The sequence below is a fragment of the Robertmurraya sp. DFI.2.37 genome, assembly GCF_029211245.1.
Taxonomy (GTDB): domain Bacteria; phylum Bacillota; class Bacilli; order Bacillales; family Cytobacillaceae; genus Robertmurraya; species Robertmurraya methanolica_A.
On record NZ_JARGEJ010000036.1, the window covers coordinates 16,360 to 41,671 of the forward strand.

Annotated in this window: 30 protein-coding genes and 1 pseudogene; 19 read left to right on the top strand and 12 right to left on the bottom strand. The window is 36.4% G+C overall.

Annotated features, from left to right (window positions below):
- Nucleotides 1–176: 176 nt before the first annotated feature.
- Nucleotides 177–398: a YozE family protein gene (locus PZE06_RS17175; RefSeq protein ID WP_150917176.1), complete on the top strand. Its 222-nt coding sequence runs from the start codon at nt 177–179 to the stop codon at nt 396–398.
- Between the two features lie 44 nt (nt 399–442).
- On the opposite strand, the gene PZE06_RS17180 is transcribed toward PZE06_RS17175, so the two are convergent.
- Nucleotides 443–850, bottom strand: a complete 408-nt coding sequence (locus PZE06_RS17180; RefSeq protein WP_150917143.1) for a ClpX C4-type zinc finger protein — start codon at nt 848–850, stop codon at nt 443–445.
- 191 nt (nt 851–1,041) lie between these two features.
- Between PZE06_RS17180 and PZE06_RS17185 the strand changes: the two genes are divergently transcribed.
- Nucleotides 1,042–1,746 (top strand): hypothetical protein, encoded by a 705-nt coding sequence (locus PZE06_RS17185; RefSeq protein ID WP_150917142.1) that lies wholly within the window; start codon nt 1,042–1,044, stop codon nt 1,744–1,746.
- On the opposite strand, the gene PZE06_RS17190 is transcribed toward PZE06_RS17185, so the two are convergent.
- Nucleotides 1,747–1,902 carry a hypothetical protein gene (locus PZE06_RS17190; protein WP_191963268.1) on the bottom strand — a complete coding sequence of 52 codons (156 nt, stop codon included), beginning with the start codon at nt 1,900–1,902 and terminating at the stop codon, nt 1,747–1,749.
- A gap of 166 nt (nt 1,903–2,068) precedes the next feature.
- Here PZE06_RS17190 and PZE06_RS17195 point away from each other — a divergent pair, with 166 nt between their 5' ends.
- Nucleotides 2,069–2,242, top strand: a complete 174-nt coding sequence (locus PZE06_RS17195; RefSeq protein ID WP_150917140.1) for a YozD family protein — start codon at nt 2,069–2,071, stop codon at nt 2,240–2,242.
- A gap of 135 nt (nt 2,243–2,377) precedes the next feature.
- On the opposite strand, the gene PZE06_RS17200 is transcribed toward PZE06_RS17195, so the two are convergent.
- Together PZE06_RS17200 and PZE06_RS17205 are read right to left on the bottom strand one after the other, a co-directional pair.
- Nucleotides 2,378–2,506, bottom strand: coding sequence for a hypothetical protein (locus PZE06_RS17200; protein ID WP_095306406.1), 129 nt, complete (start codon nt 2,504–2,506; stop codon nt 2,378–2,380).
- 16 nt (nt 2,507–2,522) lie between these two features.
- On the bottom strand, nt 2,523–2,651 hold the full coding sequence (locus PZE06_RS17205; protein WP_263641567.1) for a hypothetical protein: 129 nt from the start codon (nt 2,649–2,651) through the stop codon (nt 2,523–2,525).
- A gap of 167 nt (nt 2,652–2,818) precedes the next feature.
- Here PZE06_RS17205 and deoD point away from each other — a divergent pair, with 167 nt between their 5' ends.
- From deoD to PZE06_RS17230, 5 genes are all read left to right on the top strand, one after another.
- Nucleotides 2,819–3,520 carry a purine-nucleoside phosphorylase gene (gene deoD, locus PZE06_RS17210; protein ID WP_150917138.1) on the top strand — a complete coding sequence of 234 codons (702 nt, stop codon included), beginning with the start codon at nt 2,819–2,821 and terminating at the stop codon, nt 3,518–3,520.
- A 132-nt stretch (nt 3,521–3,652) separates the two neighbouring features.
- The gene (locus PZE06_RS17215; protein ID WP_150917136.1) at nt 3,653–4,498 is read left to right on the top strand and encodes a M15 family metallopeptidase; all 846 of its coding nucleotides are present in this window, start codon (nt 3,653–3,655) and stop codon (nt 4,496–4,498) included.
- A 189-nt stretch (nt 4,499–4,687) separates the two neighbouring features.
- Complete coding sequence (locus PZE06_RS17220) at nt 4,688–6,163, top strand: lmo1851 family serine protease (protein WP_483314070.1); 1,476 nt, start codon at nt 4,688–4,690, stop codon at nt 6,161–6,163.
- Nucleotides 6,164–6,290: 127 nt separating this feature from the next.
- Complete coding sequence (locus PZE06_RS17225; protein ID WP_150917134.1) at nt 6,291–6,689, top strand: hypothetical protein; 399 nt, start codon at nt 6,291–6,293, stop codon at nt 6,687–6,689.
- Nucleotides 6,690–6,754: 65 nt separating this feature from the next.
- Nucleotides 6,755–7,588 (top strand): hypothetical protein, encoded by an 834-nt coding sequence (locus tag PZE06_RS17230; RefSeq protein ID WP_150917132.1) that lies wholly within the window; start codon nt 6,755–6,757, stop codon nt 7,586–7,588.
- Between the two features lie 26 nt (nt 7,589–7,614).
- Here the strand turns inward: PZE06_RS17230 and PZE06_RS17235 are convergent, their stop codons facing one another.
- On the bottom strand, nt 7,615–7,863 hold the full coding sequence (locus PZE06_RS17235) for a DNA alkylation repair protein (protein ID WP_150917130.1): 249 nt from the start codon (nt 7,861–7,863) through the stop codon (nt 7,615–7,617).
- Nucleotides 7,864–8,090: 227 nt separating this feature from the next.
- Here PZE06_RS17235 and PZE06_RS17240 point away from each other — a divergent pair, with 227 nt between their 5' ends.
- Together PZE06_RS17240 and PZE06_RS17245 are read left to right on the top strand one after the other, a co-directional pair.
- Complete coding sequence (locus PZE06_RS17240) at nt 8,091–8,363, top strand: hypothetical protein (RefSeq protein WP_150917128.1); 273 nt, start codon at nt 8,091–8,093, stop codon at nt 8,361–8,363.
- Nucleotides 8,364–8,508: 145 nt separating this feature from the next.
- The gene (locus PZE06_RS17245; RefSeq protein ID WP_150917126.1) at nt 8,509–8,997 is read left to right on the top strand and encodes a FixH family protein; all 489 of its coding nucleotides are present in this window, start codon (nt 8,509–8,511) and stop codon (nt 8,995–8,997) included.
- A gap of 57 nt (nt 8,998–9,054) precedes the next feature.
- On the opposite strand, the gene PZE06_RS17250 is transcribed toward PZE06_RS17245, so the two are convergent.
- Nucleotides 9,055–9,528, bottom strand: coding sequence for an Hsp20/alpha crystallin family protein (locus tag PZE06_RS17250; RefSeq protein ID WP_150917124.1), 474 nt, complete (start codon nt 9,526–9,528; stop codon nt 9,055–9,057).
- Nucleotides 9,529–9,776: 248 nt separating this feature from the next.
- Between PZE06_RS17250 and PZE06_RS17255 the strand changes: the two genes are divergently transcribed.
- Complete coding sequence (locus PZE06_RS17255; RefSeq protein ID WP_150917122.1) at nt 9,777–10,553, top strand: SDR family oxidoreductase; 777 nt, start codon at nt 9,777–9,779, stop codon at nt 10,551–10,553.
- A gap of 211 nt (nt 10,554–10,764) precedes the next feature.
- On the opposite strand, the pseudogene PZE06_RS17260 reads toward PZE06_RS17255, so the two are convergent.
- Both PZE06_RS17260 and PZE06_RS17265 read right to left on the bottom strand, forming a co-directional pair.
- Nucleotides 10,765–12,170 (bottom strand): annotated as a pseudogene (locus PZE06_RS17260) (IS3 family transposase).
- A gap of 71 nt (nt 12,171–12,241) precedes the next feature.
- On the bottom strand, nt 12,242–13,603 hold the full coding sequence (locus PZE06_RS17265; RefSeq protein WP_150917120.1) for an MATE family efflux transporter: 1,362 nt from the start codon (nt 13,601–13,603) through the stop codon (nt 12,242–12,244).
- A gap of 149 nt (nt 13,604–13,752) precedes the next feature.
- Here PZE06_RS17265 and PZE06_RS17270 point away from each other — a divergent pair, with 149 nt between their 5' ends.
- A complete protein-coding gene (locus PZE06_RS17270; RefSeq protein WP_306421245.1) occupies nt 13,753–13,908 on the top strand; it encodes a DUF2639 domain-containing protein in 156 nt (51 codons plus the stop codon).
- 688 nt (nt 13,909–14,596) lie between these two features.
- Here PZE06_RS17270 and PZE06_RS17275 read toward each other — a convergent pair.
- From PZE06_RS17275 to PZE06_RS17285, 3 genes are all read right to left on the bottom strand, one after another.
- Entirely contained in the window at nt 14,597–15,157 is a 561-nt protein-coding gene (locus PZE06_RS17275) for a GNAT family N-acetyltransferase (protein ID WP_150917116.1), read from the bottom strand.
- A 318-nt stretch (nt 15,158–15,475) separates the two neighbouring features.
- Complete coding sequence (uptA, locus tag PZE06_RS17280) at nt 15,476–16,075, bottom strand: undecaprenyl phosphate transporter UptA (protein WP_150917114.1); 600 nt, start codon at nt 16,073–16,075, stop codon at nt 15,476–15,478.
- A 12-nt stretch (nt 16,076–16,087) separates the two neighbouring features.
- A complete protein-coding gene (locus PZE06_RS17285) occupies nt 16,088–16,867 on the bottom strand; it encodes an undecaprenyl-diphosphate phosphatase (protein WP_150917172.1) in 780 nt (259 codons plus the stop codon).
- 304 nt (nt 16,868–17,171) lie between these two features.
- Here PZE06_RS17285 and PZE06_RS17290 point away from each other — a divergent pair, with 304 nt between their 5' ends.
- The 6 genes from PZE06_RS17290 (at nt 17,172) to dapF (ending at nt 22,249) form a co-directional block, all read left to right on the top strand.
- Entirely contained in the window at nt 17,172–17,495 is a 324-nt protein-coding gene (locus PZE06_RS17290; RefSeq protein ID WP_150917112.1) for a DUF4870 domain-containing protein, read from the top strand.
- A 157-nt stretch (nt 17,496–17,652) separates the two neighbouring features.
- On the top strand, nt 17,653–17,841 hold the full coding sequence (locus PZE06_RS17295) for a hypothetical protein (RefSeq protein ID WP_151025768.1): 189 nt from the start codon (nt 17,653–17,655) through the stop codon (nt 17,839–17,841).
- A 79-nt stretch (nt 17,842–17,920) separates the two neighbouring features.
- Nucleotides 17,921–18,703: an LURP-one-related/scramblase family protein gene (locus PZE06_RS17300; protein ID WP_150917110.1), complete on the top strand. Its 783-nt coding sequence runs from the start codon at nt 17,921–17,923 to the stop codon at nt 18,701–18,703.
- A 198-nt stretch (nt 18,704–18,901) separates the two neighbouring features.
- Complete coding sequence (locus tag PZE06_RS17305) at nt 18,902–19,477, top strand: TlpA disulfide reductase family protein (RefSeq protein ID WP_150917108.1); 576 nt, start codon at nt 18,902–18,904, stop codon at nt 19,475–19,477.
- A gap of 214 nt (nt 19,478–19,691) precedes the next feature.
- Nucleotides 19,692–20,939 (top strand): EAL and HDOD domain-containing protein, encoded by a 1,248-nt coding sequence (locus PZE06_RS17310; protein WP_150917106.1) that lies wholly within the window; start codon nt 19,692–19,694, stop codon nt 20,937–20,939.
- A gap of 326 nt (nt 20,940–21,265) precedes the next feature.
- Nucleotides 21,266–22,249, top strand: coding sequence for a diaminopimelate epimerase (gene dapF / locus PZE06_RS17315; protein ID WP_150917104.1), 984 nt, complete (start codon nt 21,266–21,268; stop codon nt 22,247–22,249).
- A 228-nt stretch (nt 22,250–22,477) separates the two neighbouring features.
- Here the strand turns inward: dapF and PZE06_RS17320 are convergent, their stop codons facing one another.
- Entirely contained in the window at nt 22,478–24,304 is a 1,827-nt protein-coding gene (locus PZE06_RS17320) for a DNA ligase D (protein ID WP_150917101.1), read from the bottom strand.
- Nucleotides 24,305–24,444: 140 nt separating this feature from the next.
- Here PZE06_RS17320 and ku point away from each other — a divergent pair, with 140 nt between their 5' ends.
- Nucleotides 24,445–25,275 (top strand): non-homologous end joining protein Ku, encoded by an 831-nt coding sequence (gene ku / locus PZE06_RS17325; protein ID WP_150917100.1) that lies wholly within the window; start codon nt 24,445–24,447, stop codon nt 25,273–25,275.
- The last annotated feature ends 37 nt before the right edge of the window (nt 25,276–25,312 follow it).

Below are 25,312 nucleotides of genomic sequence, written 5' to 3' on the forward strand. Positions count from 1 at the left end.
TAGAATGAAAGATATGATTTTGTAAAGTATATAGAAGGGATGCGGAGAAGCTATTACCTTACGTTTAAGTGTTTTATTGATCAATTTTAAACTGCTTCTTTTTTTATGGACGATTTCCTCACAAATAAGTTATAGTAATAGACAAAATCGAAGCAAAAGGAGATAGCAAATTGATGTTGAAATCGTTCTATCATTTTTTGATGAAATATCGTCATCCAAAGCCGCAAAATGACATCAGCCTTTTTGCCAATGCTGCATATGAAGATCATAGTTTTCCTAAAAGCAGTGAGGATTACGATGAATTAAGTAATTATTTAGAGTTAAACGGACATTATTTAACAAGCATGGTCGTATTTGATAAGGCATGGGAGATCTATCTTTCTACGGAAAAAAGATAATATTGCTGAAGAAGGGGAACCAGTTTAAAGCTGGTTCCCTATTTTCATCCCTCTTTAGTAGAACTTATGACTTCTGAACCAAATTCTAAGCATTCTTTACAGATAGATACTCCAGGGCCTAAGGCTAACTCTCCTACCTCTAGTTTGCTTCTTCCGCAGAATGAACAATTGTCTATATGGGACAAATCACTACTGCTATTGGGCATTGAGTTTTTTTCTAAAGCGTCATAAAGCTCGTCAATTAATTTAGGTTCAATATAATCAAAATCATTTTTCATTTTTACTGCGATCGTCGTATAGGCTATAGCCATTCCTTCATAAAATCGTTGTCTAGTTAATTCCTCGCTATTTCGAGATTTTTCATCGCATAAACTACTTAATTTCTCTAATTCTAAAATAATATCCTCAACTTTAGCTCCTCGAAACGTTTTTTTGCGAAAATCTTGTTCCAAAACTGAAAACCTCCTTTATATTATGTACACATATGTATACATTTATATATATATATTCTTTAAAATAAGTAATTATCCTGCTTTTTTTTAAAATTCTTAGTTTAATGATATTTACCTAAAGTACGGATTCCTTTTATTGAGCATATAATACCGTAACTAATTCACGACTCATCATGTGGGAGATGGAGGCTATGAAAGAAAGGAAAAAACCAAAATTTAAGATCGGTGATACAGTCGTGATCACGATTTATGGTACGGTTGGAAAGGTGACAGATGTTAAATGGCTTGATGGCATGCATGTCTATGGAATAAATGGGAGTGAAGGCTTGTTTATGGAATCTAGTCTTCAAAACTTATCAGAATATGAAGGCCATGTTACGGAAAAAGAGCGCATTGATATCGAGTATCGCTATTTCATTGGCGATCTTGTTCAAGTGAAAGGTTATGGTACTGATTTGTTTAAAATCGTTGGCTTTAGAACGGAAATTTGGAGATATAAAGAAGATGCATGGGAAGATGTAATTTATGAGCTGGCAAGAATAAAAGATGGAGAATGGCTTGAGGCAGGTGATGAAGAATTGACTTTAGTGGCGGATGCGGAAAACGCAGAGATGTTCATTCAAAAGTTAGGTCTTTTATTTTTCTCCAATAAAAAGAAACCTTTAGAGTTTCAAAGTACAACATCAAGATATCGAAAGCGAGAAAAACAGTTTCTAGAGGAGCGAAAAGAGCAAAGTCAGCTGATCGATACATTGCTGGATATCTATAATGATTATGCGCTACTCTATCAGTTCTTTCAAGACGAGGAATATAAGCAAATCATGAGAATGATAGTGAGAAAACTCGAACTAATTGTAGCCAATTCCCGCTCGCTTCATCAAAAGCCATGGCAATAATTAAAGAAAGAGGAGTAAATAAAGGAGAAGTGGTATACCTAACAATATAGTGAATTTAAATTGCCATGAGGTAATTTTTGCAAAGAAGTGCAATGTCATGCTGTCTTCCTCGTTTAAATCTTTTCTCCACGTCTTAAATGCTTCTGAAATATTCATCTTTTAAAAAGCCTCCTTTTTAAATCATTCTATGCTTGTCCAATACTGAAATATGACCAAAAATTAAAAAGGAAGGTTGTACAAACACGAAGAAAGGTGAAATTTCTAGTTAATGAGAATGAAAAGGAATTTGTTATCATACATTTTGTACAAAGGGGGCGATTCTGTGAAAGAAATTGAAGTATTTATTGATACTGATGAGATTGCAGAGTTTTTCTTCCGAGAATTATTAAGGAGAGGATACGCTCCTTCGGATGGAGAAGTGGAAGAGCTTGCAGATATTACTTTTGAATATTTGTTAGCGAAATGCATTATTGATGAAGAAGTAGAAGACATATGAGTGATGAATGATCTGACGAAAAAATATGCAATAAATGAGAAAGGACTGTTTTTAACAGTCCTTTCTCATTTTACATTCAAGGTGAAAAATAATAGGGAAGTGCTCACAATGCGAAAAGGAAGTCTCGATTATTTATTAAGTATTTTTGCGGTCTTTTGCTCGATACTCTTTCTCATGTGCTTCTTGTTCAGCAACGATCTGCTCAGCAGGAATATGATTGTTCTTTTTCGGTTGATTAATGCGGCTTCTATGTTTTTTACCCATGATAGCCTCCTTCGGCTTATTTTTTATGCTGTTTTTTTATCGTTAAGGATGTATGAGGTTCGGTATTTGATCTCGAAGACGGATTCGTTTCATTTGCATGCTGCACGGCTTGCCTAAGCTTCTTACTCATTTTTTCTTTAGCCAAGTAGCATTCCTCCTTTATAAGGTTCGCCTTATTTTTCCCCAATCAAATTGAATCATTCGTAATGAAAAATCATGACTCTACAAACAATAAAATTAACGCTATAATAGGACAAGAAAGCTAGTGTACATGTTATACTTATTTTTCATAAAGGTGAAGGAGGATTTTTCATGAGTGTACATATTGGTGCAAAAGAAAATGAAATTGCAGAGACTGTCTTATTACCAGGTGATCCGTTAAGAGCAAAATACATAGCAGAAACATTTTTAGAAAATCCTGTTTGTTATAATGAAGTGCGTAATATGTTTGGATATACTGGAACATATAAAGGTAAGCGCGTATCTGTACAAGGAACAGGTATGGGGGTTCCTTCTATTTCCATTTATGTTAATGAGCTGATGCAAAGCTATAATGTCCAAAATTTAATTAGAGTTGGCACGTGTGGAGCGATTCAAAAGGATGTAAAAGTGAGAGATGTCATCTTGGCCATGACAGCTTCAACTGATTCACAAATGAATCGCATAACATTTCGTGGAATTGATTATGCTCCGACTGCGAATTTCGAGCTTTTAAAAAAAGCGTATGATGTCGGCGTTGAAAAGGGACTAAATCTTAAGGTGGGCAATGTCTTTACGGCCGATATGTTCTATAATGATAATGCGGAACATGAAAAATGGGCTCAGTATCAAATTCTTGCTATTGAAATGGAAACAGCTGCACTTTATACATTGGCAGCTAAATTTGGCCGAAATGCGCTCTCTGTTTTAACCGTTAGTGATCATTTAATAACGGGAGAGGAGACAACTGCTCAGGAGAGACAAACAACCTTTAATGAAATGATCGAGGTTTCTCTTGAGGCTGCCATTAAGTAACGGATACTAGAAGTTCAGATGCAGCTTCACTGTGTATGTGTGTGAAGCTGCCTTTTTATTCAGCGAGCAATCATGTAAAATAAATTTGTCTTTAGTTTAAAGAATTAAGTCATTGAAGCATTGGTGGTTACTATGAAAAAAAATATTTTAACACTATACATGTTATGTAGCATTCTAATTATAAGTGGCTGCAGTCAATTTGATGCTCTCGTTAATAAAATTCCGTTTATGAACCAAAGCGATGGGGGACATCGAGTCGAGGAAAACGAAGAAGTGGCAGAAAACACGGGAGAGAAGGAAGAGGAAATGGAAGAAGAGGCGGCAACTGAAAGCCTAACGCTTGAGTCCCAATTTTTTAATGAGATTAAAGAGGTTGACGGGAAATTAGTTATTCAAAATCCATTAAATATATTGGCACTGGTTAATAAAGAATTTGCTCTTCCGGATCATTATGCGCCAGAGGATTTAGTACGGCCAAAGGTCCCTTTTTCTTTCGGAGATATTGATATTGAAAAAAGTTATATGAGAAAAGAAGCAGCGGACCATCTTGAATTATTGTTTAATGCTGCTGAACAAGCAGGAATCGAAATATTTGCTGTCTCAGGCTATCGCTCTTATGAGCGCCAAGTGGATGTATTTGCTGCTAAGGCGAATCAGGTTGGTGAACAAGCAGCAGCAACTGTTGTAGCAGTACCAGGGTTTAGTGAGCATCAGACTGGATTAGCGATGGATATATCAAGTAGAAGTATTAATCTTGAGTTAATTGAGAAATTTGAGGAAACAAAGGAAGGTAAGTGGTTAGCTGAAAATGCACATAAATTTGGTTTTATACTGCGATACCCAAAAGGAAAAGAAGAAATTACCGGTTATCAATATGAGCCTTGGCATTTTCGCTATGTCGGAATTGAAGTAGCCACTACCATGTTCGAAAAGGATTTAACGCTAGAAGAGTATTTTAATCTTGTCGAGAAAATTTAAATTAAGTCACAATTTGTTCATATTTTCTTTATATAATAATTGGATACTGAAAAGGGGGAAAATGAAAACAATGCTCGTTTTGATTTTACCCACTTTTTTCTTTGTAAAATGATTGATTTAAATGTTATGCTAAATAGCAAAGGATTTTTTGGATTGGTGCAGTGCCTTTGACGCATGGATTCTATGGAAATGAAAGTGGTGACAATATTGGAAAATGAAGAATTGAATAAAGAGTCGAATGAAAACCATTCGGGATTCATTCAGATGAAAAAGTTTCATTTCGTCATGCTCTTGTTCTTCGTTGTGTTTTTATCAGCAGGGATCACAACATTTGCACTTGCCTTTGGCGATGAAAAGGCAGTACCGGTGATAAGTGAGAGAAAAGAATTTGAAAAGCTGTATACAGCCTTCGATACAATAAAGAAAAGCTACTATAAAGAAGTGGATGAAAATACATTAGTAAATGGCGCGATTAATGGAATGATTGAATCATTGGATGATCCATACTCTGATTATATGAATGAAGAGGAGGCAGCGAACTTTCATCAAAGCATTTCTTCATCATTTGAAGGAATCGGTGCTGAAATACAAGAAAGGGATGGCAATATTGTCATTGTCTCACCTTTGAAGGGATCCCCAGCAGAAAAAGCTGGTATTCGTCCAGAGGATAAAGTTCTTTCAGTAGATGGAGAAAGCCTCCAAGGAATGAGTTCTACTGAGGCCGTTATGTTAATTAGGGGAGAAAAGGGCTCAAAGGTTGAGCTCGAAATAGAGCGACCTGGCATTGAAGATCATTTAATGATCACAATTGTCCGTGATACGATCCCGATTGAGACAGTATATGGTGAAATGATCGATGATGAAATTGCAAAAATTCAAATTACATCATTCTCTGAAAATACGTCAAAGGAATTGATTGAAACTTTAAATGAATTGCAAAATCAGGGGATGAAGGGATTGGTCTTAGATTTGCGACAAAACCCTGGTGGCTTATTGGATCAAGCAATCGCAATTTCTAACCTCTTTGTTCCGGAAGGTGATATTTTATTCCAAGTTGAGGATAGGAATGGCAATATTGAACAAGTAAAGTCAAATAATAAAAATAACGCTTCTGTACCACTTGTTGTCGTTATTGATAAAGGAAGTGCGAGTGCTTCCGAAATTCTTGCAGCCGCAGTTAGTGAATCAGCGGAAGTGCCGCTAGTTGGAGAAAAATCTTTTGGGAAAGGAACCGTGCAAAGAGCACAAGACTTTGCCGATGGTTCAAATATTAAATTTACAACAGAGAAGTGGTTAACGCCAAAGGGTAACTGGATTCATGAAAAAGGGATCAGTCCTGACTATGAAGTGGCATTGCCAGAATACTCTACATTAACGATTCTAAATCCAAATGATGAATTGAAGCTTTCTAGTTCATCTGCTCAAGTGAAATCAGCGCAGTCGATGTTAAAAGCACTTGGATATGATCCAGGCCGTGAAGATGGCTTCTTCGATGATAAGACTAAAGATGCTGTAATCGAATTCCAAAAGGAACAACAATTGGAAGAAACAGGAGTTTTAACAGGTGAAACTTCTTTAAGGCTTATGGAAAAATTGCGAGAGCTTATTAACGAAAATGATACGCAAATCCAGAAGGCAGTTGAATTATTAAAAGAGCAACTATAATCAGAGCCCTCCAAATATGGAGGGTTCTTTTACTTAGGGTAAAACATTTTTGTAAAATATTTGTAAGCGTGTACGAAATAGGCTAAAATGACTTTTTAGAGAAGAGCAAGTAATAGTAGGTGATGATTTGCAACAAGTAGTAAATTTCGATGATCAGTTTAAAGAAAAAATTGTCGAATTTGAAAGAGAGTGTGAAAAAGTTTGTGCTTCCCTTGAAAAGAAATATCAAGGGAAATTTCAGGATTTCGATCTTCAATTGTTAATTGAATTTACTAGGACAATTAAAGGGAAGGTGGCACAATCTTCGGAGATATATCATGATTGTTATCAATCATTTATAGAGGTTGGCATTGAAAAAGATGAAGAATTTTATCCAAATGCTTATATTCCAATTTGGCGCTGCAAAAAGGATTTTTTTCAGAAAATCGGGTATTTTACAAACTTCGACATCGAAGGAATAAGGTGTAAAATTATGTTAATTATCGAAGAAATGCTGCAGGAGAAAGCTGATGATAGTCATTCATGATGCATGCTCTTAGTGCATTAGGGGAAAACTCACCATATGTAAATTTTGATAATGAGTGAGTGCTTATGAAAACCTTTAAGGTACTGATTTTGTTGCTTTTGCTATTGGCGGGACAGCATCATGTATCGGCTGACAAACATATGTCGAATGATATTGAATTCATTCCATGGGATCAGGTAAATCTGCTACTTCCAAAGTATTCGAAGTTCACAGTACGAGATGTCTTAACGGGAATGGAATTTAATGTTCAAAGGCGCGCAGGTAGCAGGCATGCAGATGTACAGCCATTAACGAAAAATGATACGAAAATCTTGAAAGAGATTTATCAAGGACAATGGAGTTGGAGACAAAGGGCCATTCTCGTTTTATATAAAGGTCATCAAATTGCTGCTTCTATGCATGGTATGCCGCATGGAGCAGGTGCGCTGCAAAATAATTTTCCCGGTCATTTTTGCATCCATTTTTACGGAAGTACGACGCACCGAAGAAATAGTATGGATATATCTCACAAATTAATGATTTTTAAAGCGGCGGGGAAAATATACGAGCATTTGCAAACGGCAAGTCCCTATGAAGTAATTAGTGCATTTATTGCAGGTATGAAAGAAGATGACGAAGAAATCATTGATATGGTGACGATTCAGAATTTAACATGGGGAAAATCCTTATCAACAGTAGAAACGATCATGATTGCAAATATGCCACAGCTCCCAGATGAAGACTTGGTTTCTCAATCACAACTTTCAGTGCCAATTGAGCTTGACTGGTATAGAGCAGGTGTTGGAAGGAAAAATAGTCACGGAGAGATTCATTTATTTAGATTTTTGCCATCAGAAGGTTGGAAAATTGATGCGCAGCGTTTTGTAGAAGATTTTTTTGAAGATGAGATGGTAGAATGAAGGAAAAAATAACGCTTGAGTTTTTTTCAAGCGTTATTTTTTTCACCAAATTTAACAAAGGTGAGCTCGTCTTCAATTAAGCCGCATGCCGCACATTGGACACGAATGTCTGGTCCGTTATAGGCTATATGGAAGGGGCTTAACTGTTCGCTTCCATACTCTTCTATTACGTCACCAGTACGTGGGTCCATTTTTACATACTGTGGTTCCTGTCTAATAACATTAAAACGGCTTCGGTTTGTTTTGCAATTTGGACAACAATAAGGTGAATTCATTTACATTCTCCTTTCATTGGGCTATGTTATGGTTAAATATCTATTGTTCGAGTTATCCTTGATATTGGTAAATATGATACTTTGGACATGAGTAAACTTCATGGAGAGCAAAAATCGATATGTCAATTCTGTTTAGCAATGTCTTCATTTTATTTTGCCCAGAATCGATGCAGACATTCGATAACCTTTCTTGCTTCGTAATAAATTGTTAAAAAGGCGGATGGAAAGTGGTTTTCAATTATGATGAACTATTAAAACAATATCGTTCCCTTTGGAACAATCGTGTTTTACAAGTTGAAAAAGATAGTGAGAATACCTTATTGGAAGCTATTCGTAGGGAGCTTAACGATGAAAATTCGCATCCTCGAATTCGTAAAGGGCTTCACGAAAAATTTTATTTTGCGATAAAAAGAATCAATCGTTCTTCTCTCTCTGAACACTTAAAAACACAACTTATTGCACTGCACATTAAGGTGATGGAAGAACAAGAAGGAAAGTAGGTATAAGTTGCTATTTTATTTATTTTGCTGATTTATTGAAAAAGTTCACTATTCGTTCACAGATTCCTTTTTTTTGAACGATATAATGGGTATGAACGCTCAAGTAAGTATGTTGGAAAATTTTCGAATAGGGGAGAAATACATAATGCAAAAAAAATTTATTGGTTTCATGGCTATTTTTATGTTGGCACTAATGCTCACTGCATGTTCTGAAGAGAAAAGTGAGGAAAACGAGCTTCCGATATTAGATGTTGAGCTCACCGTAACTCCTGAAAAAGCTGAGCCAGGAGAAGCAGTAACGATTGAAGCAAAAGTAACCTATGGAGATGAGGATGTTACAGATGCTAATGAAGTTACATTTGAGATATGGCGAGCCCATGACGAAGAGCATGAAAAGGTCGAAATAGAACATGCAGAAAAGGGGATTTACCGTCACGAAAAAACTTTTTCAGAAGAGGGAACCTATTATGTTATATCACATGTTACAGCTAGAGATATGCATAATATGCCGAAAAAAGAATTTGTTGTCGGTGAAGCAAGCGAACCAGAAGAGTCTCCTTCCTCCACTCATATGAACCATTCAGAGGATGAGCATTCATCTGATCATGGTGAAGATGGTCATGAAGGGGAATGATCGAGTCATACAAAATAGTTAGCGGTTTTTAGGTCAGCAACTGAACATTCCCAGCTATCATTCATATTCGCGAATATCAATCTCTGTGTATTGTAAATGGATTGATTTTGGCAGTTTAATTTCGAGGGTCCCTTCTTTGTAAGAGGCCCTCGCACCTTTTCTCTTCACAATCGCTGGAAGCGTGATTGTATGTTTATCCTCAGCTTCGGGAAAATGCTCAATGATAAGTTGATTGGAAGTGTGGAATATTCGCATATTACTAACGTCATTTTTATTTTTGACTTGGATGATGACATACACATCGTCATGTGTCTCAAATACATTTGCTTCCAGTTGATTGAACTTCTGCGTAGTTGGTTGTGCAGAGATATTAAACGGATTACTCCCTTTTGTAAAATCCGTCTCTTGCATTTCTGCTGGCATCATTTTTCCAAGCATTTCATTTACATATTTTTCAATTTCTTCTGGTCGCATTTGCTGTAGTTTTTTTATTGTATCTTTATTAAACGGAGTAAAATTCCATGGAAACATGTGGTTCTTCCTTTCCGCTTAAGAGCGATAAAGATCATTTTTTGCCAGTAGAGTACAATATCATCGTATGCAAAAAAATGGGATGGGTTATTTTTTCACAGCGCAAAGTATATAAAGTTGCAAAGAAATGGACGGATTGTTTGCATATCTTTCGATTTCTTTTTAGTATAGAGGTAGGTTCAGTTCATGATTTTTAACGTCATGAAAGGAACGTATATAAAGTATATTCATATTGTGAGGTTAGTCATTTGAAACAAAAAACCGCCTTAATAACCGGTGGAGCAACGGGAATCGGGAAAAGAACGGCGTTAGAGCTCGCCGGAAGTGGAGTTAACCTAGTTATTAATTTCCGAAGCAGTGAAGAACAGGCGAAGGAGCTTGCAAATGAGCTACATTCATACGGAATAAAGAATATTATCGTGCAGGGCGATCTTACGAGAGAAGAAGATTGCAAAAAATTGGTGGAAGCCGCTCTGAATTTTTCTCCGACCATTGATATCCTTATTCATAATGCTGGCCCTTATATGCATAAGCGAAAAGAAATGGTTGATTACACTTTTGAAGAATGGAATTACATAATTAATGGGAATTTAAATGCAGTATTTTATTTATCAAAATCGTTTATTCCGAAAATGAGGGAGCAAAAATGGGGGCGCATCGTGACTGTTGGTTTTGACCGAGTTGAATCGGCACCAGGATGGATGTATCGCTCCGCTTTTGCAGCTGCTAAAACGGGGCTTGCTTCATTAACAAAAACAATAGCGCTAGAAGAAGCTGAAAATGGTATTACCGTAAATATGGTTTGCCCAGGTGATATAACAGGTGAGTGGAAAGAGAGAATGATCGGTGATGCCCGTGATGTATTTGACAAGGATACGCCGATTGGACGCCCCGGTACAGGACAAGATATTTCAAGGGTGATTTCCTTTTTAGTAATGGAGGAATCTAGTTTTATCACAGGGGGAATTATCCCGATTACAGGGGCAAAAGATGTTCTTGGTAAAGTAAAGCGTCTCAACTTTTAACTGTTAGAAGTAAAAAGTGTTGTAAACACTAGGTGATGATGTCAACATCTGTGCTTGATGGAAAGAGCTAGAAATTTTAAGTGATGGTCTGCCAAAGTTTCAGGGTTTAGCCTTGATACAACAAGAAAGCGTTTATTACCTAAACGCGAAAAAAGCAAATGAAACAAAACAACTCGTTTTGAACTGACTCAATAAAGTTAGACAAATATTTTTATGCAACTTTTAAGACTTGAGTTCGGTATTCCACCGGGCTCAGGTCTTTTAATTTTGCCTTCATTCGTTTGTGATTGTAATAGTATATATAGTTTGTGATTGTAATAGTATATATAGTCAGCTAATTCCCTTTCAAATGCTCTATACTGTCAAACTCCTGTAAATAAAGGAGTTCGGACTTTAATAAGCGAAAGAAATTCTTTATGACTGCATTATCCAAATAATTCCCTTTTCGGGACATGCTCTGTGTAATCTGATGCTGTTCTAATGTCTTTTGATATGGATTCATTTGATAATGTCAACCTTGATCTGAATGGAGGATTATTTGATCTTCCGGTTGAATTCGTTCAATCGCCTGCTCTAACATATCTCCCACTAACTTATAAACAGGGCGTTTCATCACGGTATAAGCGATAATTTCACCATTACATAAATCAAGTACGGGAGAGTGATAACGTTTCTCTCCAAAAAGGTGGAATTCTGTAACGTCAGTTACCCATTTTTGGTTTATTTTTTGGGCTGAAAAATCACGATTTAATAGATTCGGAGCGATTTTCCCGACATTGCCTTTGTAAGCTCGATACTTTTTCATTCGTACCAGACATTTTAGTCCCATTTCATTCATTAGGTGATTTCTAGTTTTCGGATTATGATGAAATCCTCTTTTCTCTAGTTCTTTAGCTATTCGACGGTACCCATAACGACCTTTGTGTTCATGGTAAATCTCTTTGATCTCCTCTTTGACTTCCCCATATTTATCTACTTGATGCAATCGTTTTTCCCAATAATAATACGTGCTATGTGGAATGTCTGCGACTTCAACTATTTCCACGACCTCATACTGCTCCTTTAGTTCAAAAATTACTTGCGCTTTGATTTTGTTTGTAATTTTTCCTGCATTTGAACGAAAGCATTCAACTTTTTTAAGTAGGCATTCTCCATTTCTAATCGTTTCACTTTCACTTGTAATGCTTCTACTGTATCTTCAATTGCACCTTCAACTGCTGTTGAAGTATCTTTCTTTGTTCCACTTTTCTTTATTTCTTTTTTCATGGATAAACGCCCCTTTTTCTTTGGTTGTAGGGCATTTATTCCATCTTGCTTCAACTTTAATCTCCAATTTCGTATCATTCCCGGAGAAGAAATATTAAAAATCGCAGCTGTATCAATAGAAGATGTACCCGTTTCGTTCATAAAATTTAGTACATCCATTTTAAACTGAGCGGAATAACTTGTATAGTTTTTTTGAAAAGCTTCAATACCTTGATGTTCGTAAAGACGAATCCACCCACTCACAATAGCTGCGTTTACCTGAACCTCTCGTGCAATCTCATTGATAGGCTCATTCCCATATACATACCGTAAAACTATTTTTATTCTTTCTTCTGCAGTAAATTTGGACATAAAAAAACCTCCGTAAACGTTAGATTGTGTCTAACATTTACGGGGCAGTACATTTTTTCCTTTGCTCTTTTTTATATTTGTTTAAGCTGTTTGAATTTTTGCTTTTGGATATAAATGAGTCTCATACTTAAAGTAAGTGCCCCAACAGCCAATCCACTAATTAGTCCAATCCAATAGCCAACAGGGCCAAGAGATGTATGCATCGCTAACATATAACCAACTGGCAGACCGATAACCCAGTAGGAAATCAATGACATCATCAAGGTCATGTTAACATCTTTATAGCCTCTTAATGCTCCTTGAATAGGGGCTTGAATCGCATCAGATAATTGAAAGAAAAGGGCAAATAACAAGAAATGTGCTGTTAATTCCAATACTCTTGCATCTGTTGTGTAAAAGCTAGCAATTTCAAAGCGGAAAATAAGTAAGATCAGTCCGCAAAAAATCGCCATCATTACGCCAAGTGAGACACCAATCCAACTATACTCTTTTGCATCTTTTAATCGCCCTGCCCCTACTTCAAAACCAACTAGGATTGTTAAAGCCATTGAGATACTTAACGGGACCATGTATAAAAAGGAGGCAAAGTTAACTGCGGCTTGATAGGAGGCGATGGTGATCGTATCAAATACACTCATTAATAAAGTGACAGCCGAGAAAATGCTTGTTTCAAAAAAAATTGAAAAACCTATTGGCACGCCAATTAGTAAAATTTCTTTCCATTTCTTTAACGAAATGCGATGAACGGTTTTAAATAATTGAAAAGATGAAAATGGATAATGTCTGGAAGTTACGAAAAAGGCAATCCCCATAATCAGCCAATAGGTTATCGTAGAGGCAAATCCAGCACCAACACCACCAAGCTCTGGTAAGCCTAATTTTCCAAAAATAAGAACGTAGTTAAAAAATACGTTTATCGGAAGAGCTGACAATGTGATCAGCATCGAGACTCTTGTTTTTCCTAATGCGTCGATGAAGGAACGAAGTACATTATAGACGAATAATGGCAAGATCCCAAAACTAAGGGCGGTTAAGTAATCCATTGCAATGCGTCGCACTTCATCTTCAAGGCTCATCATATTTAGCAGTGGATTTAATAAGAAGAGACCGCTAATAATGACCGTTAAGGCGATAACAATACTTAAATAAATTGCTTGAATAACATTAAAAGCCACCTCATTTGCTTTTTTACCTCCAATTAGTTGAGAAACGATGGGGGTAACTGCCAGCAGGATTCCGCTAAGCCCAGAAAAAACCGCAACCCAAATCGAAGAACCGATTGCGACACCAGCTAAATCATTGGGGCTAAATCTACCCGACATCATCGTATCGAAGAAGCTCATGGAAAACATCCCAAATTGAGTGATCAAAATAGGAATAAGAATTTGTAGCAGCAGTTTTCCTTTCTGTCTTTTGTTATAAGTTTGCTCCATGTGTATACCTCGTAAAATAGAAATTTTCTGTTATAAGAATGGATTATATCATATTACCGGTGATTAAAATAAGGGAAATGACACAATTTTTAAACATACTTGCGATATTTTTTACATATAGTGTAGGGACATGCGCTTTTGAGAGGAGAATGAAGGTGGCTTATCAAGGGTCAAAGGGCTGGTATGTCCAAAAGTTAAAAGAGCTTGGTGTTTACTATCATCCGGTAGAAAGAAAAAAACTGGAATTATACAAAGCATATGTATTGCGTAATATTTATCTTCAGTTGACCGAAAAAAAAGATTAAGAATGGGCTAACTAAAATGACTAATACAATAGGCAAGGGAAGATGAAGGACTCTTTTTCTTCCCTTGCTTTCTTGTATTTGGATAATCCATTTAACGAACGAGTAAATCTACAGTCACAGTTCTAACTTCAGGCAGTTTCTTCCACTTAGTTGAGGAGCGGTAAACATGTCTGTAACGCTTCACCGATTTGTAAAAAATGTCGATTTCTATTCCAGCGTATGAAACGGTGAAGCGAGAAATACTCCAGTCCGTATGAGAGGTGTATCCGGACAGAACGAGAGAAACGAGAAATACTCCAGTAAGAATAAGCTTCACATTCGACTGACCGGAACAAATGAGGTTTACAAGAGTTCAATCCGATGAATAGTGCCAATAGAACAAAAAGCAAAGTATCGGAACTAACTACATTTGCTTTCTATCCCGACAGAACAGAAGACAGAGCACTAGAAATTCTGCAAAAAAGACCGCTGAAAACTTTTTCAGTGCCTCATTTGCGGAACAGGTGAGATCCCGCAGGAGCGACTCTTCGGAGGAAGCTCACTACCACCTCTCGGAAAGCAAGTGCCCGGAGCGGAACTCAACGGATGTTAACCGCCATTTCATTCAAAAATGACAAAAGGTACCGAGAGGGGTCTCGCAATACCTTTTGTCGATAGTCTAAAACGCCCGTAATAACGTTGGGGTTTATTATGCTTCTAATAAATGATTTGCATCTTGCTGTACATAGCCATGTCGCAATACATGGAGTGTATATAGATCCTTTGGAATTTCATATAAATTATAAATCTGCTCTGAAACATTTAATTGCGCAAAAATTTCTTGTCGTGTTTCATTGGCATAGATGATATAAGGAAGCTTTTCAGCCGCTTTTTGAGAACGAATATTTTCTTTGCGAATTCGCATGTAGACCGTCTCAATGTTAAGGTTATTAAAAATTTCTTCAAAGAAAGCATCCTTCGCGAGCTTGTTATAGCCTTTGCCATGGAAAGGCTTCCCGAGCCAAGTTCCAAGAAAACCAGCGTTATTTTTTATGTCAAATAAATTAATGGTTCCAATCGGATTTCCCCACTCGTCTAGAATTGTACGTGATATCAACTCTCCCCGTTCCTCGGCTTCAATAGTTTGCTTTGTAAGGAACAAAAATTCATCTAACGAGTTAGCCTTATGACGGACAAAAGGGAAGACATCAGGGTGTATCATCCACTCATATAATGCATGACTGTCTTGAAGTTCGCGTTTTTTAAGCATGAATAATTCCCTCCATATTGAGGACAGTCTTATTCTACGCATAAAAAGACTAAGACCCACCCTCGAAATTTTTTATAATGTAGCTAAAAAATTTCGGGGTGGGAATCGAACCCACTAGAACCAGCTCATGGAATATCTTTGAGTGGTGGCGCACCATTTGCCTTCCCTATTGCTTTTTTGTTTTAAGCTTTGTTATATGTCGGTATTGATGTTATCAACAATATTGATTAACAAGTTTTTATTTTAATATGATCAGTATTCTTTCTGTATAATACAAGATTTTTTTGAAAAAGGAAATAGATATTTTATGAAAAATTTTTAAGATTTTTTTCCTTTTTCTTTGAGAAATGTAAACATAAAATAAAGAACAATTCCGGCAACGGATACTCCGATAATCGGGAGAACAAGAGGACGTGAGTATTGCTCAATCTGTTGCCAATGTTCTCCTAATTCGATGCCCAACAAGAGAAATAAAATCGTCCACGGAATCATTGCACCTATCGTCAGCAATGTAAAATGGGCGAGAGGCATTTTGGCTACGCCGGCAGGAATAGAGATAGCATGGCGGATAACTGGAATAAATCTTGCGGAAAAGATCACTCCAGTACCGTATTTATGGAACCATGATTCGGCTGCATCAAGATGTTTTTTTTGTATTAAGATATATTTTCCATACTTTTCTAAAAAAGGTCTACCTCCGTAAGCCCCTAACCAATATAAGAACAACTGAGCGAGCGTTCCACCGATTACTCCGCAAAGAAGGGCTCCGAAAAAATGAATTTGTCCGGTACCAATTAAATAACCACCATAGCTTAGGACAATTTCACTAGGAATAATTTCAATCATAAGACCAATTAAAATACCAAAATAGCCAAGGGCAGAGAGGAAATCGAATATATTCAAAATCATTTCATGCATGAAAACTCACTCCTAAAAAAAGCCGGTCAACTGAAATATTAATACGGTGAAACCCAAGATCCATACATATATGGCGAAAACCTTTAATGATCGTTTCTTCAAGAAATTGATCATCCAAACGATCGCAAAATAACCGCAAAGTGCTGATGAAATAGTTGCAACGATAAGACTGCCAAGCGTCACTGCTTCAATGTTTCCTGATACTAGGTCACCCAATTCCAACACAATTCCTCCTGAGATCGTTGGAATGGACATGAGAAAGGAGAAATAGGCAGCAGTTTCTCGGTCAAGCTTTCTAAATAGCCCTGCAGCAATAGTTAGGCCCGACCGGGAAACCGCTGGAAAAATAGCTGCTGCTTGAAAGGTTCCGATAAATAGTACGTCTCCATAAGTAATGTTGTCCATTTTTTTGGCTCCTTTTTTGACTCCATCTGCCATCCAGAGAATAAATCCAGTAAATAAAAACTCCCAGCCAATTGTAATACCCGTTTTGGAGATAGAATCAAATAAATCGTTTAAAAGAAGTCCCACAATGACAGCAGGGATCGTTCCAATCAATAGTAGTGAAGAGCGTTTTCCAAATGGATTTTTTAGGATATGGAGCAGTTCATCCTTGTAGACGACGAGAACAGCAAGCAAAGTGCCTACATGAAGCATCGTATCGAGGAATAATCCAGCTTCATCTAATCCGAATAAATGTCGTCCTAAGTAAAGATGTCCAGTACTGGAAATGGGAATAAATTCGGTCAGCCCTTGGATAATGCCGAGTATGAAGGCTTCTAGTTTTGACATCACTATGATCATCATCCTTTTTAAAGTTGTCCTTTTATAAATGTATTCATGATGTCCCATTCAAGAACATAAAGATAAACAAGTAATGTGGAAGTGCTGATCATATGAACATAGCTTCGGCTAGTTTGGTCACAATATCAATAGGGATTATTTCATTGAAGACAGTTTTATTCAATTAGGTGAGCGTTGAAAAAGTGTTCGTCATGTAAAATTTGCACTCAAGCTTCCGCCAATTTTTTTAAAGCAGATTGCCATTCATAATGTATCTTTAACGTTTTCATCTAAACTTAAAGGAGGTTTTATTATGCCAAATCAAGATGAGCGATTATTTGCAGCACTCATATTTGTTGTTAGTTTTTTTACTGTTTTTATTGGTCCGTTAATCATTTGGTTGCTGAAAAAGGAAGATTCGACATATGTAGATTATTATGGAAAAGAATATTTTAATTTTTTTATTTCCTATGGAGTATACACCCTCATAAGTACAATGTTGATGCTTGTTCTTATTGGCTTTATTACGATCTGGATTGTTGGAGTATTGTATTTCATTTTTTCGATTGTAGCAGCTATCAAAGCATACGAAGGGACAATTTACAAAATTCCATTCGTATTCCGATTAATTCGATAGAGAAAAGTCTAGGCAATTCCTAGACTTTTTCTATTGAATATGGAAAATGATAGTTAAGAAAAGCAAATGGCTTAAGAGAAAATAAGCATGAATAAAAGGAAAACGAATATAGATTTAGTAGAAGATTTTTAACTAGATTTAGGGAGGAGTCTTTCAAATGTGGACATGGATACTAGTCATCTTGATCTTGTTTTTGATACTAGTGTTGTTCGAGGAGTTAGTAGAATTCCTTGTTAATCGATTTATTCTTGGTCCTGCATCATGGGAAGGCAAAATCAAAAGATTTCTTCATAGTTTGATAGGGTGGTTTAAGAAAAAGGGGAAATGGCCGTTTTCACTTAAGTAAAAGGCTTTGTTTAACACAGAATTATTGATAAAACAACGCAGGGTAAAATGAATACCGACTAAAAGAGGGGAATTTTGCAATGAATATACAACAATATTATCGTTTAGCAGCAAATACATATTTAAACGGGAGTATTGCTGCACTTGTACCAGTCATGATTATAGTCATTCCATTGTCAATTTTATCACATGGAAAAGAAGTAGTGTGGACCGCACTTCCCTTTATTTTATATAGTTTGGTCTCTTATCAATCATATCTTCTAAATCGTGAGCGCTCACTTGAAATTGAGAGGAGTGTACTGGAAGAAGAGAATCTTTCCCCATGTAGTGAAAATAATTATCTACTCATGTTTATGCCTGCGCCATCTTTGCGGATGCTTTTATTCAGCCCTAATGGGGCAATATTAGGTGAATTAAGAGATGCTCGCTATCTGAGGCTTAGATGGTTTCTTCCATATTTTCTTGACCGGTTTATACCGGCAGAGTACGGGTTATATAATGTGAAGAATGAATTAGTAATGAAGGTTCAATGGAAGAGAAAGCGAGCAAATGTATACGATAGCAATGGAGATTTGTGCGTGAAGATTGAAGAGCAGGAGCGAGAGAAATATCATATTCAAATTTCTCATCAAGCCTTTTCGATTATTGTCCAATCAGAACGTTTATTTACGGATATTCAATTTAAAAATTTCAATCAAGAAACGATTGGACGGGTACGAAAAGGGTGGATGCCATTAGAATGGGATGTATTTTTTAAAGATGCGAATACTCCCGTTCTATCCTTTGATCATGATTTGTCTGAGGAAGAAAGATCGATAGTTCTTGCTCTCCTTGTGAAAATATATCGCTACCGTAACCATTGAAGATAAAATGATAGCTTCCTTCTTTCGAATTCAGTAGAATAGATAACGATAAATGGTGCACAGCCATGCTTTAATATTAATAAAACGTTTATCGTTTTCTATAAATATAAACGAGCCGGATAAGTTTTGAGTGACAATCGCTTTGCATTTACACTAACATTTTAAGATCCCATGAATTAGAAAAGAAGGAGTTATCTAATGAAGAAATTTTTATTCATAATCGCATCGATCGTTATACTACTGTTTATCATCGATCGGACAATTTTGAAACAAAGCAATGATGACTCTGATAAAGTAAGTAGAGAGCAATATGAAAAAATGGAAGATCCTGACTCATTGCCTGTTGGACTGAAGAAAGAGGAGAGAGCCCCTTCCATTACTATAACAACCCTTGATGGTGAAGATGTAACATTAGAGGATTACAGGGGGAAAAAGATTCTTTTGAATTTTTGGGCAACATGGTGTCCGCCATGTAGAAAAGAAATGCCAGATATGCAACGATTATATGAAGAAAATCATGACGATGATTTCATCGTTCTTGCTGTAAATATGACGAACACTGAAAAAAAACGGAGCGACGTTGCCCGTTTTGTAGAACAGTATCAACTATCCTTTCCAATTTTGATGGATGAGAATGGAAAAGTGGCTCAGCAATATGAAATCCTTTCATATCCTACATCATTTTTTATTGACTCTGACGGAGTTATTAGAGGAAAGATTGTTGGTGAAATGAGTAAAGAAATGATGTACAAAGAAATGATTCTTCTTCCTTAGTAGTTAGCTTCGCTGTTCGTTTTGCTCTTTATAAGGAAATGTCGTTCTCGCTTATGGTTGAATAGTTTCGTTGGTCAACAATTCCTCAGCAGCACTGTTTGCAAAAAAAAAGTAGAAAAAATATTTCTGAAGTACAAACTTCGACAGTATTATCAAAAATCATTCTTTAAAATGACTATTGTCAACAAAGATCCAATTGTCGGAGGGGTGAAGAATGGAAGTATTTGTTGCCAAGCAGCCTATTTTAAACCAAGAGCGAGAACATATTGCGTACGAGCTATTTTATCGAAGTGGATTGAAAAACTCTTTTCCTAATATAGATGGTGATCGAGCTACTGCAGAAGTCATTATTAATAGCTTTTTAAATATTGGAATTGAGGAGCTCTCTAATGGAAAGCCTTGTTTTATTAATTTTACGAAGAAACTTTTACTTCTCGGTTTACCTACCTATTTTAAACCTCAAGAAATTGTGGTTGAACTGTCAGAAGCTACTTTTCCAACAGAGGAGATTCTGGCTATTTGTAGTGAGCTGAAAAGTTTAGGTTACAAAATCGCTTTAGATAATGTTGTATTGAAAAATGGGAATCTATACTCAGAACAATTAATTCAATATATAGATATCATTAAAGTTGATTTTCTTTTAACTTCAAAAAGGACTAGAAGGCAAATTGAGAAACGGGCGAAGGAAAGAGGGATTAAACTTCTTGCAGAAAAAATTGAAACTGCAAAGGCGTTTGCAGAAGCAAAAAGATATCATTATGAGCTTTTTCAAGGATATTACTTTGCTGAACCATCAATTATTTCGACTTATGATATTCCAACGTATTTCTTTGCCCATTATGAGCAGCTACAAGAAATTATTTTAAATGAAACGGATATGGACGTCATTTCAGATTTTATAGAGAAGGATGTCTCCTTATCTTATAAGCTTTTAAAGCTTGTAAACTCACAATACAGTCGAACAAAACACAATATATATTCTGTTAAACAAGCTGTTATGATGCTTGGACTGATGGAAATAAAAAAATGGCTATATGTTTTATCAGTTCGGGAAAAAGATAGAGCTAATAATGACAGTGCTAAAGAAGTCGTTCATTTATCATTGACGAGGGCAAAAATGTGCGAGTCAATTGAAAAGCTAAAGAAAAAGAAAAACGCACCATCAACTTACTTTACTCTAGGTTTGTTTTCCCTCATGGACAAGCTAGCGGGAGTACCGATGGAAAAAATGATTGAAAATTTACCATTGCATGATGACTTATCTGATGCGTTATCTGGAATTCAAAATCCTCTTAAAGATGTTCTTGATCTAGTAACAGCTGTGGAGAAAGCACACTGGGTCGGAATCCGAGAAAAATGTAGGGATTTAAAAATAGAAGAAAAGGATTTATTTAAAATTTATGCGGAGTCATTAACATGGTCTGAACATTTAATGGAAAAAGAGAATCAATGGGTTTTGTAGTACTTATATTTTATGGCGATTCGTCTCATTTTTGGACAGGCTATGTTCGCATGCTTCTGTTGATTTTTGGGATATTTCGTGAGAAACTTTGGATTCTCATGTCTTTCATTGAATCGAAGCTAAAGTGTACCAACAATGCATGATCAATCAAAGTGTGCAACAGAGTTTTAAACTATTCATGAGAAGTGGAATCAATCCCTTAATCTTGCTAGATAAATGTGCTGAAATGATGTATGCTACAGAATAAATATTGTCATTTTTATGACAGCGCTCATCTATTTGTGTTTAAGTTCTTCGAAAAATTTGATTTAGTGGGGGTTTACATAGTGGAATTAAAAATACTCAAATGTCATGGCTCGGGAAATGATTTTTTACTAATAGATGAAATTTCGCATCCGTATTCCTTTTCGGAAAAGGAGCGGAGAGATTTGGCGGTTGCGCTCTGTAATCGTGAGACAGAGCTAGGGGCAGATGGAATTCTATTTGTCATGAAGAGTGAGAGGGCAGACGGGAGAATGCGTGTATTCAATGCGGATGGTTCAGAAGCATCTATGTGTGGCAACGGACTACGTTGTGTGGCAAGATATGTTTGCGAACTACTAAATGAGGAGTCTGTTTTAATCGAAACGATGAAAGCGGATTTAGCTGTACGGAAAGAAGCTGATATTTTCCCTGAAATTCCAACTTATTTAGTAGAAATATCACCTGTTTCTTTTCAAGTTCAGGATTTACCTTTAAATATTGAGCAAACAACATTAATAAATGAGGCGATTCCAGCATTATCAGAAGAACTCATTTTTACCGCTGTCGCCGTGCCTAACCCGCATTTAATTGCGATTGTCGATAGTGATAAGATTCACTCAAATGTACAGAGGGATTTAAGCGAGTATGTGAACGGTCCAAATAAATTCTTTCCAGACGGTGTCAACGTTAGTTTTGTAAAATCGATAAAGCCAAATCAAATTTACGTTCGTACATTTGAAAGGGGAGTGGGTTTTACTAACGCCTGCGGAACAGCGATGTCAGCCTCCACATTGGTGAGCTGTCTAAATGGGTTGAATAAACTGGAAAAACCAGTTGAGGTCTTTAATAACGGTGGAAAAGTTCGTTGCGTCGCCCATCAAAAAGAGGATTCTTACTCCATTGATTTAATTGGTAACGCAACGTATGTTTATGAAACAAAAATAAAAGTCGATTTACATTCTCCATCTGCATTTACAAGTACAACGAAACAGGAATTCTCAAAAGAAATAGCGCAATACACAAAGCTTCAGGAAGAAGTAGCTACGTATTTGAAAACGATATGGTAAATGAAAGGAGCCGAAATTGATTGTTCGGCTCCTTTTTGAGTGTTTAGAAAAGGATTGACTGCGCCAGGGGAGTTGATCCCTACACAGTTCCATTTTTTAATGTTCAATGTACGACTTAGAGATTATAAATTTTGGGGACAGCCGCTTGCTTTAGTCGTATTAGCTTATTTTCAGTACTTCCCTTATTACCATAAAAATCTTAAGTAGTTTCATCTCAGGAGGAGCAAGCTATTTACTTTTTAAAAATTGCAGCACCGCATCGAAGCGCTGTTCTTTCTTTGCTTGAAAGAAATCTCGAAACGGATCTCCTTTTGATTTTAATCTTGGAATGATTTGTGGCATTTGAAATTGTTCAATTGTCAGCTTTTCAGAAACTTCATCCCAAAACAATGGGGTTGCAACGGTAGCCATTGTATTTCCCCTTAGTGAATAGGGAGCAATAATCGTCTTTCCTTCTGCATGCTGTATATAATCAATATAAAGTCGCTTTCCGCGATTTTTTTTCAACCGTTCGATTGTAAAAGAATCTGGATCTTTAGAGACAAGATAATCAGCGATAAAAGACGTAAATAATCTTGTATCATCGAAACTATAACGATTGTCTGGGAGAGGTAGGTAAATTTGTAATCCTTTATTTCCAGAAGTTTTTATAAAGCTAATTAAATCTAAATGATCAGTAACTTCCTTAATCATTAAAGCTGCTTTAATAGCTAAATGAAAATCCTCTTTTGACGGTGGATCGAGATCAAATACAATCTCGCTTGGTCCCGCACTTCCGATTGTCTGAAAAGGAATATGGAATTCAAACGCTAATTGATTTCCCAACCATAGTAGTATCTGTAAATTATTACATACTGTATAGTTAATTCCATCCTCTAATTTCGTCTCAACAAATTGCGGCGCATAGTCGGGGGTGTTTTTTTGGTAAAAGGATTCACCGAAAATACCGTGAGGATAGCGAATTACAGTCAGTAAACGATTTTGTAAAAAAGGTAAAAAATAAGGTGCGATCTCTCTTAAATAATGAATATAATCATGTTTTTGAATGGGGGGGGTTTCCCATAACGGTTTGTCCGGATGAGAAATCTCGATTTCAGTTGGAAACGTCTTTTGCTGCAGGAGAAATCGTTCATATGTACAGTCAGTTGGCTGTAAGTCAAAGCGAAATTGATCAAAATGGGGCTCCCGCAGCTGTTGCTCATAGAACTCTAAGTATTTGATTTGAACACATATCGCTGGATTCACGTACACAAATTGTTCATCTTCATTGATTTTATTCTCTTTTAATGTCCGATAGAGAGCTTGTTTTTCATCTGGTTTAATACCAAATAGAAATTGTCCAATTGGGACGATTTTGTTTTGTTGATAAACTCCTACAGAAAAGTATCCATTGGATTTTTCATAGGAGGTGATGAAACAGGATACATACTTCCAGTTTTTCAGTTTTAACCATGTTGTCGTTCGTTTTCCTTCTTCCCAAACATGATTGCTTTTTTTGGCGACAATTCCTTCACCATCATACAGAGTGACTTTGTCCCATATCGTTTTGTAACTATCGTAATAAGGTACCATTTGAACGAGTTTTTTGTTTTTTAGATCCGGGCGGGTGGGGAAATCGACCTCCTGAAAAAAAGATTCCATCAATTGTTTTCTGTTAGAATAGGGCATTGAACGAACATCTTGTCCTTTTAGAACAATGACATCAAATAAGAGTAAGTGACAAGGAAATTGCTCTGCTCTTTCGGAGATTTTCGGTTGAGAACGCATTCTCCCTCGTGTTTGTACATGGTTAAAGTTTGACTTGTAATCGTTCTCTAAAAAGACAATTTCGCCATCAAAGACGATCGGCAAAAAAGGTTTTATTATTTTATGTTCTTTCTTTAAAAAATCACTTATTTCAGGAAATAAACTTAATAGCGGCTTACCGTTTCGACTGTTTAGTTCAAGTTGTCCATTCCACGTCAGCAGCGCCCGAAACCCATCATATTTCACTTCATATTTCCATTCTTTTCCTTCCGGTACATCAAAAGTTAAGGTTGGCAACATTGGTTTCAATCTTAAATCGTCCCTTCCGTTTTTAGTAACAGTAGTTTGCCTCATTTTTCTCGATTTCAAAAATTCTTTTCCAAATCTTTATGAGGATGATAATGCTACTGCGACATAAAATAATGGCAAAAAAGAATGGAGTAATGGTAATGCATACAATATGGAAAGGAAGTATAAGCTTTGGTTTAGTCAATATCCCAATAAAGCTTCATGCTGCAACAGAAGATAAAGATATTAAGCTCCGAAATTTGCACAAGGAATGTCATTCACCGATTAAATATGAAAAGGTTTGTCCAGTTTGTGAAGTAGAAATAAAGAATGAAGACATTGTTAAAGCCTACGAGTATACAAAAGGAAAATTTGTTGTACTTGATGACGAGGAGCTTGAAAGTTTAAAAAAGGAAAAAGAGGAAAAAGCGGTTGAAATCATTGATTTTATTAAAATGGAGCAAATTGATCCGATCTTTTATAATCGCAGCTACTTTATGTCCCCGAGTGAAGGAGGCGGGAAAGCGTATTCCCTTCTTCGGAAAGCGCTAGGTGAGTCAGAGAAGGTGGGAATTGCCAAAATTATTATTCGTTCTAAAGAACAGTTGGCTGTTATTCGTGTATACGAAAATACATTGGTAATGGAAACGCTCCATTTTCCTGATGAAGTCCGCTCTGCTGGAGATGTTCCTAATGTCCCACAGGAGGAGAAAGTAACAGATAAAGAATTAAGTACGGCAATCCTATTAATTGATCAATTAACGAATGAATTTGAACCGGAAAAATATACAGATGACTACCGCACAGCCCTTTTAGAGCTTATTGAATCAAAAAGGACTGGAAAGGAAATTGTTACTCCGAATGAAAAGGAGAAAAAATCTAATGTGACGGATCTGATGGCCGCACTTCAAGCATCTATTGATAAAACGAAACCGAAAGGAACTACAGCAAAAAAGAAAAAGGCAACAGCAAAAAAGAAAAAAGAAGCTTAAATTTTGTAAATGAAAAGTCGGTATAGGTAGTTCGTTT

Bases quoted from the DNA above. Each gene is read 5' to 3' on its own strand.
- PZE06_RS17290 (WP_150917112.1), top strand. From the start codon at position 17,172: ATGCCAAATCAAGATGAGCGATTATTTGCAGCACTCATATTTGTTGTT.
- PZE06_RS17275 (WP_150917116.1), bottom strand. From the start codon at position 15,157: ATGCTTAAAAAACGCGAACTTCAAGACAGTCATGCATTATATGAGTGG.
- PZE06_RS17220 (WP_483314070.1), top strand. From the start codon at position 4,688: ATGAAAGTGGTGACAATATTGGAAAATGAAGAATTGAATAAAGAGTCG.
- ku (WP_150917100.1), top strand. From the start codon at position 24,445: ATGCATACAATATGGAAAGGAAGTATAAGCTTTGGTTTAGTCAATATC.
- PZE06_RS17215 (WP_150917136.1), top strand. From the start codon at position 3,653: ATGAAAAAAAATATTTTAACACTATACATGTTATGTAGCATTCTAATT.
- PZE06_RS17200 (WP_095306406.1), bottom strand. From the start codon at position 2,506: ATGGGTAAAAAACATAGAAGCCGCATTAATCAACCGAAAAAGAACAAT.
- PZE06_RS17265 (WP_150917120.1), bottom strand. From the start codon at position 13,603: ATGGAGCAAACTTATAACAAAAGACAGAAAGGAAAACTGCTGCTACAA.
- PZE06_RS17245 (WP_150917126.1), top strand. From the start codon at position 8,509: ATGCAAAAAAAATTTATTGGTTTCATGGCTATTTTTATGTTGGCACTA.
- PZE06_RS17270 (WP_306421245.1), top strand. From the start codon at position 13,753: ATGAAGGTGGCTTATCAAGGGTCAAAGGGCTGGTATGTCCAAAAGTTA.
- PZE06_RS17285 (WP_150917172.1), bottom strand. From the start codon at position 16,867: ATGTCAAAACTAGAAGCCTTCATACTCGGCATTATCCAAGGGCTGACC.
- PZE06_RS17190 (WP_191963268.1), bottom strand. From the start codon at position 1,902: ATGAATATTTCAGAAGCATTTAAGACGTGGAGAAAAGATTTAAACGAG.
- PZE06_RS17230 (WP_150917132.1), top strand. From the start codon at position 6,755: ATGAAAACCTTTAAGGTACTGATTTTGTTGCTTTTGCTATTGGCGGGA.
- PZE06_RS17250 (WP_150917124.1), bottom strand. From the start codon at position 9,528: ATGTTTCCATGGAATTTTACTCCGTTTAATAAAGATACAATAAAAAAA.
- PZE06_RS17295 (WP_151025768.1), top strand. From the start codon at position 17,653: ATGTGGACATGGATACTAGTCATCTTGATCTTGTTTTTGATACTAGTG.
- PZE06_RS17310 (WP_150917106.1), top strand. From the start codon at position 19,692: ATGGAAGTATTTGTTGCCAAGCAGCCTATTTTAAACCAAGAGCGAGAA.
- PZE06_RS17300 (WP_150917110.1), top strand. From the start codon at position 17,921: ATGAATATACAACAATATTATCGTTTAGCAGCAAATACATATTTAAAC.
- PZE06_RS17305 (WP_150917108.1), top strand. From the start codon at position 18,902: ATGAAGAAATTTTTATTCATAATCGCATCGATCGTTATACTACTGTTT.
- PZE06_RS17185 (WP_150917142.1), top strand. From the start codon at position 1,042: ATGAAAGAAAGGAAAAAACCAAAATTTAAGATCGGTGATACAGTCGTG.
- PZE06_RS17235 (WP_150917130.1), bottom strand. From the start codon at position 7,863: ATGAATTCACCTTATTGTTGTCCAAATTGCAAAACAAACCGAAGCCGT.
- uptA (WP_150917114.1), bottom strand. From the start codon at position 16,075: ATGCATGAAATGATTTTGAATATATTCGATTTCCTCTCTGCCCTTGGC.
- deoD (WP_150917138.1), top strand. From the start codon at position 2,819: ATGAGTGTACATATTGGTGCAAAAGAAAATGAAATTGCAGAGACTGTC.